The sequence below is a fragment of the Pseudonocardia sp. ICBG601 genome (genome assembly GCF_020496245.1).
The window spans coordinates 1-12,786 of the sequence record NZ_JAHLJA010000063.1; the positions used below are offsets into that span (position 1 = coordinate 1).

General features: G+C 74.2%; 11 protein-coding genes and 1 pseudogene. 5 read left to right on the forward strand and 7 right to left on the reverse strand.

The window, feature by feature from the left end; all coding sequences use genetic code 11:
* The 3 genes and pseudogenes from KPL57_RS19665 to KPL57_RS19675 all read left to right on the forward strand — a co-directional run.
* Positions 1 to 351, forward strand: a pseudogene (locus tag KPL57_RS19665) (SDR family oxidoreductase); the annotation flags it as partial.
* The gene (locus KPL57_RS19670; protein WP_226352700.1) at positions 351 to 1,256 is read left to right on the forward strand and encodes a MaoC/PaaZ C-terminal domain-containing protein; all 906 of its coding nucleotides are present in this window, start codon (positions 351 to 353) and stop codon (positions 1,254 to 1,256) included. The pseudogene KPL57_RS19665 and the gene KPL57_RS19670, both read left to right, overlap by 1 nt.
* Positions 1,257 to 1,645: 389 nt before the next feature.
* Entirely contained in the window at positions 1,646 to 2,806 is a 1,161-nt protein-coding gene (locus KPL57_RS19675; protein WP_226352701.1) for a pyridoxal phosphate-dependent aminotransferase, read from the forward strand.
* A 39-nt stretch (positions 2,807 to 2,845) separates the two neighbouring features.
* Here KPL57_RS19675 and KPL57_RS19680 read toward each other — a convergent pair whose 3' ends face one another.
* Together KPL57_RS19680 and KPL57_RS19685 are read right to left on the reverse strand one after the other, a co-directional pair.
* On the reverse strand, positions 2,846 to 3,511 hold the full coding sequence (locus KPL57_RS19680) for a VC0807 family protein (RefSeq protein WP_226352702.1): 666 nt from the start codon (positions 3,509 to 3,511) through the stop codon (positions 2,846 to 2,848).
* A 206-nt stretch (positions 3,512 to 3,717) separates the two neighbouring features.
* Entirely contained in the window at positions 3,718 to 4,269 is a 552-nt protein-coding gene (locus tag KPL57_RS19685; RefSeq protein ID WP_226352703.1) for a hypothetical protein, read from the reverse strand.
* A 383-nt stretch (positions 4,270 to 4,652) separates the two neighbouring features.
* Between KPL57_RS19685 and KPL57_RS19690 the strand changes: the two genes are divergently transcribed.
* Together KPL57_RS19690 and KPL57_RS19695 are read left to right on the forward strand one after the other, a co-directional pair.
* Complete coding sequence (locus tag KPL57_RS19690; RefSeq protein ID WP_226352704.1) at positions 4,653 to 6,278, forward strand: mononucleotidyl cyclase; 1,626 nt, start codon at positions 4,653 to 4,655, stop codon at positions 6,276 to 6,278.
* A 31-nt stretch (positions 6,279 to 6,309) separates the two neighbouring features.
* Positions 6,310 to 7,926 (forward strand): acyl-CoA synthetase, encoded by a 1,617-nt coding sequence (locus KPL57_RS19695; RefSeq protein ID WP_226352705.1) that lies wholly within the window; start codon positions 6,310 to 6,312, stop codon positions 7,924 to 7,926.
* A 6-nt stretch (positions 7,927 to 7,932) separates the two neighbouring features.
* Here the strand turns inward: KPL57_RS19695 and KPL57_RS19700 are convergent, their stop codons facing one another.
* The 5 genes from KPL57_RS19700 to KPL57_RS19725 form a co-directional block, all read right to left on the reverse strand.
* Positions 7,933 to 8,616, reverse strand: coding sequence for an SIMPL domain-containing protein (locus KPL57_RS19700; protein ID WP_226352706.1), 684 nt, complete (start codon positions 8,614 to 8,616; stop codon positions 7,933 to 7,935).
* On the reverse strand, positions 8,613 to 10,616 hold the full coding sequence (locus KPL57_RS19705; protein WP_226352707.1) for a prolyl oligopeptidase family protein: 2,004 nt from the start codon (positions 10,614 to 10,616) through the stop codon (positions 8,613 to 8,615). The genes KPL57_RS19700 and KPL57_RS19705 overlap by 4 nt, the downstream gene beginning before the upstream one ends.
* Positions 10,617 to 10,630: 14 nt before the next feature.
* Positions 10,631 to 11,389, reverse strand: a complete 759-nt coding sequence (locus KPL57_RS19710; protein ID WP_075309615.1) for a LamB/YcsF family protein — start codon at positions 11,387 to 11,389, stop codon at positions 10,631 to 10,633.
* Positions 11,390 to 11,705: 316 nt separating this feature from the next.
* Positions 11,706 to 12,509 (reverse strand): rRNA methyltransferase, encoded by an 804-nt coding sequence (locus KPL57_RS69925; protein ID WP_308252938.1) that lies wholly within the window; start codon positions 12,507 to 12,509, stop codon positions 11,706 to 11,708.
* A 49-nt stretch (positions 12,510 to 12,558) separates the two neighbouring features.
* On the reverse strand, positions 12,559 to 12,759 hold the full coding sequence (locus tag KPL57_RS19725; protein WP_020621693.1) for a hypothetical protein: 201 nt from the start codon (positions 12,757 to 12,759) through the stop codon (positions 12,559 to 12,561).
* Between the last annotated feature and the right edge of the window lie 27 nt (positions 12,760 to 12,786).

Consider the following 12,786-nt stretch of genomic DNA (forward strand, 5'->3'; position numbering starts at 1 on the left):
GGCGGGCCGCGTGGTCTGCGTGTCCTCGCAGTCGGGCATCGCGGGCAACCGCGGCCAGACCAACTACGCCGCCTCCAAGGCCGGTGTGATCGGCATGGTCCGGGCGCTCGCCCCGCGCTTCGCCGAGCGCGGCGCGACGATCAACGCCGTCGCACCCGGGTTCATCGAGCCGACATGACCGCGAAGATGCCCGTCGCCACCCGCGAGGGCGGCCGCCGGATCAACTCCCTCAAGCAGGGCGGGCTGCCGGTGGACGTCGCCGAGGCCATCGGCTGGTTCGGCCGCGCCGAGTCCGGCGGGCTCAACGGGCAGACCGTGCGGGTCTGCGGCCAGTCGATGCTGGGGGCCTGATGACCGTGACCGAGGATCGGAAGGTCACGGAGCTGCCCGGGCCGCCGTCGCTGGGGCAGTACTACGCCTCCGCGGCCGCCCGGGCGGCGCTCCCCGGCGGCTCCGGCCGGTCGCTGCCCGCGACCGAGCTGGTCCGCCGCGGCGTCACGGTCGAGCAGGGACACCTCGCCGACTACGCCCGGGTCTGCGGGTTCCGGGTCGGCAACGCCCTGCCGGTGACCTACCCGCACATGCTGACGTTCCCGCTGCAGGTCGTGCTGATGGCCGGCCGGTCGTTCCCGCTGCCGCTGCCCGGGCTGGTGCACATCGCCAATCGGATCACCGTGCACCGGGCGATCGCCCCGACCGAGACGCTCGACGTCCGGGTGTGGGCGCAGCGGTTCACCCGGCACCCCAAGGGGGCGCAGGTCGACCTGGTCGGCGAGGTCTCCGCGGACGGGGAGACCGTCTGGTCCGGCCGCAGCACCTATCTGGCCCGCGGGGCGAAGGCCCCGGACGGCACGGCGGGCGGCGACGACACGGCCGACACGGCCGACATCGCCGAGCCGCCGGTGCCCACCGGGCCGGCGAACGCGCTGTGGCGGGTCCCGGGCGACATCGGACGCCGCTACGCGGCCGTCTCCGGTGACGTGAACCCGATCCACCTGCACTCGCTCACCGCGAAGGCGATGGGCTTCCCGCGGGCGATCGCGCACGGCATGTGGACCGCGGCGCACGCCGTCGCCTCGCTGGAGGGCCGGATCCCCGACGCCTGCACCTACGACGTCGTGTTCCGCAAGCCGGTGCTGCTCCCGGCGAAGGTCGAGCTCGTGACCGGGTCCGACGCCAAGGGGGCGTGGGGGCTGGCGCTGCGCAGCGCCAAGGACGCGGAAAAGCTGCACCTGGTCGGCCGCATCAGCGGGTAGACCGGAGGCATGGACGCGGGACGACGACGCGGGACGACCCGATCGGGTGGGCAGGTCTGCTCACCCGATCGGGTGGCTCTGGATCGGTCCACAGGCCGGTTCAGCAACGTTTCCCCGATGACGAACGTCTCCCCGTGTGTCCATCATTCGTCACCCGACATCCGTGAGGAGGCCATGCGATGAACGACGACATCTCGATCGAGAACGACGAGCAGCACGACGACGAGTCCCACATCGTCCGCGGACTCGACTGAGTCGGACTCGACCGGGTCACCGGAAGAGCTCGTCCCGGCGCGGTGGAACCCACCGGCGTCCGTGGACCGGCACGGGTTCGCGCAGAACCTCGATCAGGAGCTGCGCCACCCGCACACCCGGATAGTGTCGGGCCCATGCTGGTCGAGCGCATGCGCCCGTTCACCTCGACGATCTTCACCGAGATCTCCCGCCTCGCGGTCGAGACCGGTGCGATCAACCTCGGCCAGGGCTTCCCGGACACCGACGGTCCGGCATCGCTGCTCGCCGACGCGGTCGCCAACATCACCGAGCGCGGCCGCAACCAGTACCCGCCCGGCCCGGGCGTGCCCGCGCTGCGCGAGGCCGACGCGGCGCACCAGCACCGCTGGTACGGCCTCGACGTCGACCCGGCCGACGTCGTCGTCACCACGGGGGCGACCGAGGCGATCGCCGCGACCCTGCTCGGACTCTGCGGACCCGGTGACGAGGTCGTCGCGTTCGAGCCGGCCTACGACTCCTACGCCGCGGCCGTCGCGCTGGCCGGTGCCACGCTGCGCACCGTGCCGCTGCTCCCGCCCGGGTTCGGCTTCGACGACGACGCGCTGGCCGCCGCGTTCTCCGACCGCACCCGGGTGGTGCTGGTCAACACCCCGCACAACCCGACCGGCGCGGTGCTCACCCGTGACCAGCTGACCCGGGTCGGGGAGCTCGCGGTCGCCCACGACGCGGTGGTCGTCACCGACGAGGTGTACGAGCACATGGTCTTCGACGACGTGCAGCACGTCCCGATGGCGTCGCTGCCCGGCCTCGCCGACCGCACCCTCACGATCTCCTCGGCCGGGAAGACCTTCTCGGTGACCGGCTGGAAGGTCGGCTGGGTGCACGGCCCGTCCGAGCTGGTCGCCGCCCCGCGCGCGGTCAAGCAGTTCCTCACCTTCCACGGCGGGGCGCCGTTCCAGCCGGCCGTCGCGCACGCCCTCGGCCTCGGCGACGACTTCTACACCGGTCTCGCGGCCGATCTCACCCGCAAGCGCGACCTGCTGGCCGACGGGCTGCGGGCGGCCGGGTTCGACGTGCTCACCCCGCGCGGCACCTACTTCGTGACCGCTGACCCGCGCCCGCTCGGCTACGACGACGGCGTCGACCTGGCCTGGAAGCTCCCCGGCCTGTGCGGGGTCGCGGCCGTCCCGGTGTCGGTGTTCTGCCCGTCGCCGCAGGCCGCCGCGGCACACCGGCCGTACGTGCGGTTCGCCTTCTGCAAGCGCGACGAGGTGCTGGAGCAGGCCGCCGAGCGGCTCGCGGGGCTCCGGCCGTGAGCGCCGTCGTCTCCGACGGTGAGCTGCCCGTTCGGCCGGTCAGCGACCCGCCCGCACCGCCCGCTTCACGCTGACGACCAGCAGCGCCGACATCGCCGTCCACACCACGACCGACTGCACCGACAGGATCGGCAGCGCCACCACCGGCGCCAGTGTGTAGGCCAGCGTGATCCGCAGGGCCGCCTTCAGCGCCATGACCAGGGCGGCGGCCCCGGTCGCGCGGCGCAGCGTCCGGCGGAACACCGGGTTGGCGTCCCACTGGCGCTCCATCAGCGCGGGCAGGTCGGGGCGCTGGGCGCCGCCGAAGAACCGGCACACGTGGAACATCAGCGGGCGGCGCCCGACCACCAGCGACCCGGCGAGCAGGAGTCCGAACGCGACGCTCTGGATCGCGTCGCGGGCGACGGCGAACCGGGCGTCGCCGCTGAGCAGCGACGTCACCAGCCCGGCCGCGATGGTGACCAGCACGATCACCCCGACCGGGTTGAGCCGGCGGTGCCGCACCGCCTGCACCAGGACGTTCAGCGCGGGCGGCAGCGCGGACCAGGCCAGCGCGGCGACGTCGGACATGCCCTGTCCGGTCAGCACCACGTAGACCAGGTACGGCAGACCCGCGTCCACCAGCAGCGAGATCGCCGTCTGCCGCAGCACGGTGCCACGGCCCGCGGCGGGCGCAGGCGCGGTCGGGGGAGTGGTCGTGGTCATCGGATGGCTCCTGCCGTCGCGGGGGTCGGACCTCTCCGACACTTCCGCGCGAGGGCCCCCGCCGGATCCACCCCGGGATCGACCCCGGGTGGAGATCCGGGCTCCACCTCGCCGCCCGGACACGACGACGCCCCCGTCCCCGTCGCGGTGCGACGGTGGCGGGGGCGGTCGACGTGCCTGGGCCGCCGCGGAGGGCGACCGGCGGGTCAGACGCGGGCGGTCCGCTGCGCGGCGCCCGGCCACATGCGGGCACCGACGGCGCCACCGATCGCCGCGGCGACGGCCGAGACACCCATCGCCAGGACCGACCAGCCCGCGGCCTCACGGGCGAGGCCGACGACACCCGCGCCACCCGTGCCGAGGCCGGGGAACGCCGAACCGGCGTAGCCGGCGAGCGCGCCGCCCCCGGCCAGGGCCAGCCCGACCAGCAGCATCGTGGTCAGGACCCAGACGGCCAGGGCGTTGACCACGCCGTCGGCCGGGTTGTCCCAGACCGTCGACGAGCCGGTCGCCATCCCGCCGAGGAAGAACGCGAGCAGACCGATCACCACCGAGACCACGGCCGCCGTCGTCGTGCCGGGGGCGCCACCGATGGTGAGCCAGCCGAAGGCGAAGAACAGCAGCTGCAGGACGATGTTGACCGCGAACGTGGTCAGCGCGCCGATCCACACCGCGCCCCAGCGGATGCGGTCCAGCCTCGGGCCGCCGGCGATCGGGACACCGCCCGCGTGGTGGACACCGCCCGTACGGGGGTCCACGGTCGAGTGCTCGTGCCGGTGCTCGGTGTGCAGGGTGTCGGTGTGCGCGGGGTCGGCGTGCCCGGGGCGACCGCGCCCGCGTGCTCCGCCGGTCCGCCCGCGGTCCTGCCGTACGTGCTGGTCATCCGGTGTTCCCCTCTGTGTGACGACCCGGCGCGAGCCGGGCCGTCGGTGACGTGCGTCCTACCCGGAGCCAGTACCCGTGAGGTGCGGGCCACAACGTCGGCCCGGCGGGAGCACGCGATCGGGGAGGGGATGTCGCATGTTCGGCCCAGTGGGGGGAGTGCGGAGGGTGGGCGGCCATCCTGTTGCGCAGCACCGTGGTGGCGGGCGTCCTCCCGTCTCCGGCGACCGGGCTCACTCGATCGGCCTAGACTCGCCGCATGGATGCGCAGCGACCCGCGACGCGGCCGGGCCGCCAGGTCGTCGGCCTGCCGGTACGAGCGCTGCTGGCCCTCGTCGTGGCGTCGGCGAACGTCATCGGCGCGGCCGTGGTGCTGGTCATCGCGGCCTTCGTGCTTCCCCGGGAACAGCTGCTCGACGCCGTCGAGATCCGGCTGGTCAACCTCGTCGTGCTCGCGATCTACCTCCTCGTCGCGGTGCCGGTCGGGATCTGGTTCGGTCGCCGGAAGCTGACCGTGCGTCGCTCCTCGCGGGACCCCCAGGCCGACGAGCGGCAGCTGGTGCTGCGGGCACCCGCCCGCATCTCGTCGATGGTCGCCCTGCTGTGGGTGGTCGGCGCGGTCCTGTTCTGCTTCCTGAACCTGCGCTACTCCGGGCGGCTGGGCTTCTCGGTCACCGCCACCGTGCTGATCGGCGGCGTGACCACCTCGGCCCTGTCCTACCTGCTGGTCGAGCGGATCCTGCGCCGCGCTGCGGCCCGGGTGCTGTCCGGGCGGCCGCCGAAGCGGCGTCGCCTGATCACCGGGGTCATGCTGCGCTCGGTCGGGTTCTGGGCGCTCGGCACCGCGGTCCCGATCTCCGGGATCATGCTGGCCGGGCTCGTCGCCCTGGTGTTCGGGGACTCCTCGCCCACCCAGCTCGCGGTCACCATGCTCGCGCTGGGGGGCGCGGCGATCGGGGTCGGACTGATCACGACGCTCGGGGCCGCCCGCGCCATCGCCGACCCGGTGCTGGCCGTGCGCCGTGCACTGGCCCGTGTGCAGAACGGTGATCTCGACGTGAGCCTGCCCGTCTACGACAACACCGAGCTCGGGCAGCTCCAGGCCGGGACGAACAGCATGGTCGAGGGGCTGCGCGAGCGGGAGCGGATCCGTGACCTGTTCGGCCGCCACGTCGGCCGCGACGTCGCCGAGGCCGCGTCGGCGCGCGGTGACGGCATCCGGCTCGGCGGCGAGGTGCGGCCGGTCGCGGTGCTGTTCGTCGATCTCGTCGGTTCGACGACGATGGCCGCCCGCCGACCGCCGGAGGAGGTCGTGGCGGTGCTGAACCGCTTCTTCGGGGTGGTCGTCGAGTGCGTCGAGCAGGCCGGCGGGTGGATCAACAAGTTCGAGGGCGACGCCGCGCTCGCCGTGTTCGGCGCCCCGCTCGACCTCGACGACGCCCCCGGCGCCGCGCTCAGCGCCGCCCGCTGCCTGGGCGCCCGCCTCGCCGAGGAGATGCCCGAGATCGAGGCCGGCATCGGTGTCTCCGCGGGCGACGCGGTGGCCGGCAACATCGGCGACCCGCGCCGTTTCGAGTACACGGTGATCGGCGACCCGGTGAACGAGGCGGCGCGGCTCACCGAGCTGGCGAAGTCGGTGCCGGGGCGGGTCGTCGCGGCCGCCCGGGCCGTCGACGCCGCCGGGAGCGAGGCCGCGCGGTGGCGGGCATCGGAGTCGGTGACGCTGCGCGGGCGGGACGAGCCGACCGGGATCTGGGTCCCGGCCGGGCACGATCGGGACGCCGCGGACGGCACAGACAGCGCGGACAGCGCGGACGGCAAAGACAGCGCGGAAGCCACGGACCCCGCCGACGTCGTCGGATCCGCGGAGAACGGTCGTAGGTGACGACGGGGGTGTCCTCGGGCAGGATGCGCCCATGGGCAACGGTGCTACCGAGTTCAGTGAGCTGACCGCGGCGTCGATCCGGCGGGTGCGCCGGCACACGCTCGGGGACCTGCTGCACCGGACGGCCGTCCGGTACCCGGGCAAGACCGCGGTCGTCGACGGCGACACCCGCTGGACCTTCGCCGAGTTCGACGCCGCGGTGAACCGCTGCGCCGCCGCACTGGCCGGGCAGGGCCTGGTCAAGGGCGACCGGCTCGCGCTGCTCTCGCACAACTGCCGCCAGTTCGCGGTGCTCGTCTACGCCACCGCGCGGCTCGGCGTCGTGCTCGTGCCGATCAACTTCATGCTGAACGCCGAGGAGATCGCGTTCATCCTCGACCACTCCGGGGCGACGGCGTTCGTCGTCGAGGACGCGCTGGCCGCGACCGGGGAGAAGGCGCTCGCACAGTCCTCGGAGCCGGCGTCGGTCCGGGCCTGGATCGGGCTGTCCGGGCAGGCACCGACCGGGGACTGGGCCGACCTGGACGCCTGGATCGACGGCGACGGCGACCCCGGCGAGCCCGACGTGCACATCACCGACGACGACCCGCTGCGCCTCATGTACACCTCCGGCACCGAGTCGCGGCCCAAGGGCGTCATGCTGCCGAGCCGATCGCTGATCGCCCAGTACGTGTCGTGCGTCGTCGACGGCGGCATGGAGCACGACGACGTCGAGCTGCACTCGCTGCCGCTCTACCACTGCGCACAGCTGGACTGCTTCCTGTCCGTCGACGTCTACCTGGGCGCCACCAGCATCATCCTCCCGGCACCGGACCCGGCCCGGCTGCTGGAGACGATCGAGCGGGAGAAGGTCACCAAGCTCTTCTGCCCGCCGACGGTGTGGATCTCGCTGCTGCGCCACCCGGACTTCGACACCCGGGACCTGTCGAGCCTGCGCAAGGGCTACTACGGTGCCGCGGCGATGCCGGTCGAGGTGCTGCAGGAGCTGTCCCGGCGGCTGCCCGAGGTGCGGCTGTGGAACTTCTACGGCCAGACCGAGACCTCCCCGCTGGCCACCCTGCTCGGCCCGGACGAGCAGCTCAGCCACGCCGGGTCGGCCGGGCGGGCGTCGCTGAACGTCGAGACGCGCGTCGTCGACGACGAGGGCAACGAGGTCGGGCCGGGAGAGGTCGGCGAGATCGTGCACCGCAGCCCGCACGTGACGCTGGGGTACTACGAGAACGAGGAGAAGACCGCCGAGGCGTTCGCCGGTGGCTGGTTCCACTCCGGTGACCTGGGCGTGATGACCGCCGACGGGTACCTGTCCGTCGTCGACCGCAAGAAGGACATGATCAAGACTGGTGGGGAGAACGTCGCCTCCCGCGAGGTGGAGGAGGCGCTCTACCTGCTCGAGGGTGTCGCCGAGGTCGCCGTGTTCGGCGTCAGCCACCCGCACTGGATCGAGGCCGTCACCGCGGTGGTGGTGCCGAAGCAGGGCGTGACGCTGACCCGCGAGCAGGTCGACGCGCACGCCCGCGAGAAGCTCGCCGGCTACAAGCGGCCCAAGTACGTGGTGTTCGCCGACGCGCTGCCGAAGAACCCCAGCGGCAAGATCCTCAAGCGGGAGCTGCGCACCGAGCACGGCGAGATCGCGGCCCGGGAGGGCTGAGCGGGCTCAGCCCTCCCGGCGCACGACGAACTCGGCCTCGACCTCGGCCCGGACGGTGATGTCGTCCGGGGCGAGGAGCGTGCCGAGAGCACCGTCGGCCTCGGCGAACCCGCCCGGCGCGGACATCGCGCGGGCACTGAAGCTCAGCCCGACCGGCTGGTGCGCGCCGAGCATGCCGGTGTCGGCGACCGAGCGCGGCGCGACGGGGCCCAGGTCGAGGGCGTCGGCGTAGTCCTGGGCGCGCTCGACGGCCTGACGCAGCGCGTCCTGGCGGGCCGACCGCTCGATCTCGCGGCGGTGCTCCCGAGCCAGGTCCCAGGAGATCCCCCGCACCTGCGCGCCGGCGAACCGGCCCACCCCGGACAGCCACGCGCCGAGCCGGGCGACGTCGTCGAACTCCACCGACACCGAGACCGACGCGTGGTGCACCGGCGGCTGCGGCCGGCCCTCGAACGACGGCTGCTCGACCCAGCTGCGGGCCTGGTCGACGACGTAGCGCCGGACCGGACCCGCGCCGGGGTCGTGCAGGGTGCGCACGTCGGCGACGAGCGCCGCGGTGCCCTGCTCGACCTCGGACCGCACCGCCGCGGCCTCGGGGCCCTGTGCCTCCACGACGACCTGCGCGGTACCCCGCTCGGCGGGGACCTGCCGCTCGTGCTCGCCCCGCACCCGGATCACGACGTCGCTCATGCCAGCTTCTCCCACAGGAATCCGTAGGCCAGTGCGGCCATCCTCGCGGCCTGCGCGTTGTCCGCGGCGCCGCCGTGCCCGCCCTCGATGTTCTCGTAGTAGGTGACGTCGTGGCCGGCGGCCTCCAGCGCGGCGGTGAACTTGCGGGCGTGGCCGGGGTGCACCCGGTCGTCGCGGGTGGAGGTCAGCAGGATCGTCGGTGGGTAGTCGGCGTCCGGGTCGATCAGGTGGTAGGGCGAGAACGTCCGGATGAACTCCCAGTCGTCGGTGTCCGGATCGCCGTACTCGGCCATCCAGGATGCGCCGGCGAGCAGGTGGCTGTAGCGCTTCATGTCCAGCAGCGGCACCTGGATCACCACCGCACCGAACAGCTCGGGGTAGCGGACCAGCATGTTCCCCGCCATCAGCCCGCCGTTGCTGCCGCCCTGCACGGCGAGGTGCGCGCGTGAGGTGATGCCGCGGTCGATCAGGTCCCGTGCGACGGCGGCCATGTCCTCGTAGGCGCGCGGGCGCTTCTCCCGCAGCGCCGCCCGGTGCCAGCGCGGCCCGTACTCGCCGCCGCCGCGCAGGTTCGCGACCGCGTACACGCCGCCGCGCTCCAGCCAGGACCGGCCGGTCGCGCCGGAGTAGCCGGGCGTCATCGGGATCTCGAAGCCGCCGTAGCCGTAGAGCAGGGTCGGGGCGGAGCCGTCGAAGGACAGGTCCGTGGGCCGGACCAGGAAGTAGGGGACGCGGGTGCCGTCGTCGCTGGTCACGAAGTGCTGCTCGATGACGTGGCGGGACGCGTCGAAGAACGCGGGCGCGCTGCGCAGCGGCCGGGGTGCCTCGCCGACCGTGGCGATCGACAGCGTCGAGGGGGTCAGGTAGTCGGTGACGATCAGCCAGACGTCGTCGCTCTCGTCGGCGTCGACCGCGGCGACCGTGACGCTCCCGAACTCCGGCGCCCCGACGAACGGTGACCGCTCCCAGCCCTGCTCGCCGGGGGTGAGCACGACGAGCCGGTCGACGACGTGTTCCAGCACGTCGAGCACGAGGTGGTGGCGGGTCCAGGTGTACCCGGCCAGCGAGGAGGAGTCGGTGGGCTCGAACAGCACCTCCCAGTCCGGGGTGCCGGCCAGGACGTCGTCGAAGCGGGCGGCGAGCAGCGAGCCCGCGGTGAACGACCCCCAGTCCTCGCGCAGCTCGACGGTGCACCACTCGCGGTGCACGTCGGTCATCGCGGAGTCCGGGACGTCGATCTTGGTGAGGCTCCCGTCCGCGCCGATCAGGTGGAGCTCGTCGGCGTAGAAGGCCAGTGCCCGGCGCAGGAAGTCCCGCTCGAAGCCCGGGGTGTGGTCGCGGAATGCCGAGATGCTGAGGTCGGTCTCCTCGCCGGCGTAGACCAGCTCGGCGGACTCCAGGGCCTCGCCGCGGCGCAGCCGGCGCACCGTGCGCGGGTAGCCCGACGTCGTCATGGTGCCCGGACCGAGGTCGGTGGACAGGTAGACGGTGTCGCGGTCGATCCAGCTCATCCCGCCCTTCGCCTCGGGGCGGGAGAACCCGTCCTCGACGAAGGTGCGGGTCGGCAGGTCGAACTCGCGGGTGACGTCGGCGTCGGCGCCGCCGCGGGAAAGGTCGACCAGGGCGCGGTCGAGGTCCGGGCGCAGGAACCGGGCGCCGTGCCAGACCCAGTTCTCGCCCTCGGCCTCGTTGAGCGCGTCGACGTCGAGCAGCACCTCCCACTCGGTGTCGGCGCTCCGGTAGGACTCCGGTGTGGTGCGCCGCCACAGGCCGCGCGGGTGCTGCTCGTCGGTCCAGAAGTTGTAGTAGTACCCGCCGCGGGCGGTGACGAACGGGATCCGGTCGCGGGAGTCGAGGACCTCGCGGATCCCCGACTCCAGCTCGGTGAACAGTGGGGTGCCGGTCAGCCGCGCCTCGGTGCGGGCGTTGCGCCGGGCCACCCACTCCAGGGCCTCGGTGCCGGTGACGTCCTCGAGCCAGGCGTGCGGGTCGTTCGTCATGGCCCGATCATCGCTCACACGAACGGTGCGACGGCGATCCCGGTCCGGGCGAGCTCGTCACGGACCCGCCGGGCGGTCGCGACGGCACCGGGGGAGTCGCCGTGCAGGCAGGCGGACTCGGCGCGGACGGCGACCTCGCTGCCGTCCACCGCGCGCACCGTCCCCGTCCCGACCATGCGGACGAGCCGTTCGGCCGCCTCCGTGGCGTCGTCGAGCAGTGCTCCCGGCTCGCCGCGCGGGACGAGCCCGCCCTCGGGGGTGTAGCCGCGGTCGACGAAGAACTCGCCCACCGCGCGCAGCCCGGCGCGCTCGGCCTCGGCGAGCAGCGCGGACCCGGGCAGCCCGAGCACCGGCAGCGACGGGTCGTACGCCAGCACCGCCCGGACGACCGCGCGAGCCTGCGCGGTGTGGGTCCGCGTGGCGTTGTAGAGCGCGCCGTGCGGCTTGACGTAGCGGACCCGGGTGCCCGCGGCCCGGCAGAGCGCCTCGAGACCGCCGATCTGGTAGAGCACGTCGTCGGTCAGCGCGTCGGGCTCGATGTCGAGGAACCGGCGCCCGAACCCGCGCAGGTCCGGATAGGACACCTGCGCCCCGACGACGACCCCCGCCCCGGCAGCCCCCGCGGTCGTGCCCCGCAGCGTCGAGGGATCCCCGGCGTGGAACCCGCACGCGACGTTCGCCGAGGTGACGAGCCCGAGCATCGCCTCGTCGTCGCCGAGGGTCCACCGGCCCCAGGACTCGCCGAGGTCGGCGTTCAGGTCGATCGTGCTCACGGATGCGTCCTCGGTGTCGGTGTCGGTGTCGGGTCGGGGTCCAGTGTGACCGGGATCGGGTCGCCACGCCCGGACCGCCGCCGTCCGGGGCGCGCCCCGGACGGGCACGCGCCGGCGGCCTCCGAACCTGCGGGGCGGTGGCCCTGCTCGGCGCCGCGCGGGGTGCTGGTTCTCCGAACTCGCTTACCCGGTAAGCGAGTTCGGAAGGAGGGTGCCGGCGGACCGGTTCGCGCCGGCACGGAGGCGCGTCGCCCCGCCGGCACCCCTGTCGCGCGGCCCGGCCCCGGCGCGAGGGTGGCGAGCAGCCCTGTCCAGCTCAGTCGTCCCGCAGCGCGCCCGCCCGCACCAGGACGGCGGCCCGGTGCCCCACGCGGACCCGGTCGAGGGGCCGGACCCCGCCCGGCAGCGGCACCGTCCGCCCGCGCCCGACGGCCACGACCACGGCGTCCGGGCGGAGCGCGGTCGCGACCGCGCGCAGGAACTCGACCCCGGGGGCCTGGTCCTGGTCGGCGGCGCGGGCGGGCCCGGCGTCGGGGGCCGGGGTGTCGGCGGCCGCGCCGGCGGGCCGGGTGGGGGCGGCGGCCCAGGTCGTCCGGATCCCGTGTGGCAGGTCGGCCAGGACGAGGTCCGGGCCGGCGTCGTCCGGGGACGCCTCGGCGAGGACACCGCGGACGGCGGCGGTGTCCCTGGCGTCGGCGACGGCGACCGACCAGGCCGGAGTGCTCGCCGGGACCAGGGTCCGGGCGGCGGTCGCGGCGTCGGCGTAGGACGGCTTGTCGTGCCGGGTGGCGAGGGCGTCGAGGTCTGCGGCGCGGGCGGCGAGACCGCCGGGGTCGAGCAGGGCGAGGTTGCGGCGGGCCAGGTCGAGCGGCTCGGGGTCGGCGTCGGTGCCCACCAGACGCGCGATGCCGGGCACGAGCAGGCCCAGCACGGTGAGGGTCAGCCCGGCGCCGCAGCACGGGTCCCACACGGTGAGCGGCGCGTCGGCGGGCAGATGGGCGCGGGCGCGACCGGCGAGCTCGACGGTCAGGCGGACCGGGAGGGTCGGGCGGCCCGGTGCCGACGCCAGCACCGCGTCGAGCGCCGCGTGGTTCGCGGCCGGGGCGTGGCGGTACTGCACCGGGGCAGTCCAGCAGCCCGCGGCCGCACCGGTTCCGGCGGGTGGCCGGTCAGCGGGTACGGCGGTGCAGCCAGAACGCCACGCCGCCGACCAGCAGCGCGACGACCACCAGCGCAACGACGACCTGCGGTCCGGCAGTCCCGGCCAGGTAGCTGAGCGGGAGCCCGGCCAGCGCGATGATCAGCACCCAGGCGACCACCCGGCGGGTCGCGGGGCCCTCGGGGCCGGGTGTGTTCCGATCGTGCTCCATGTCCGGAACGTACCCGGCCACCTCCGG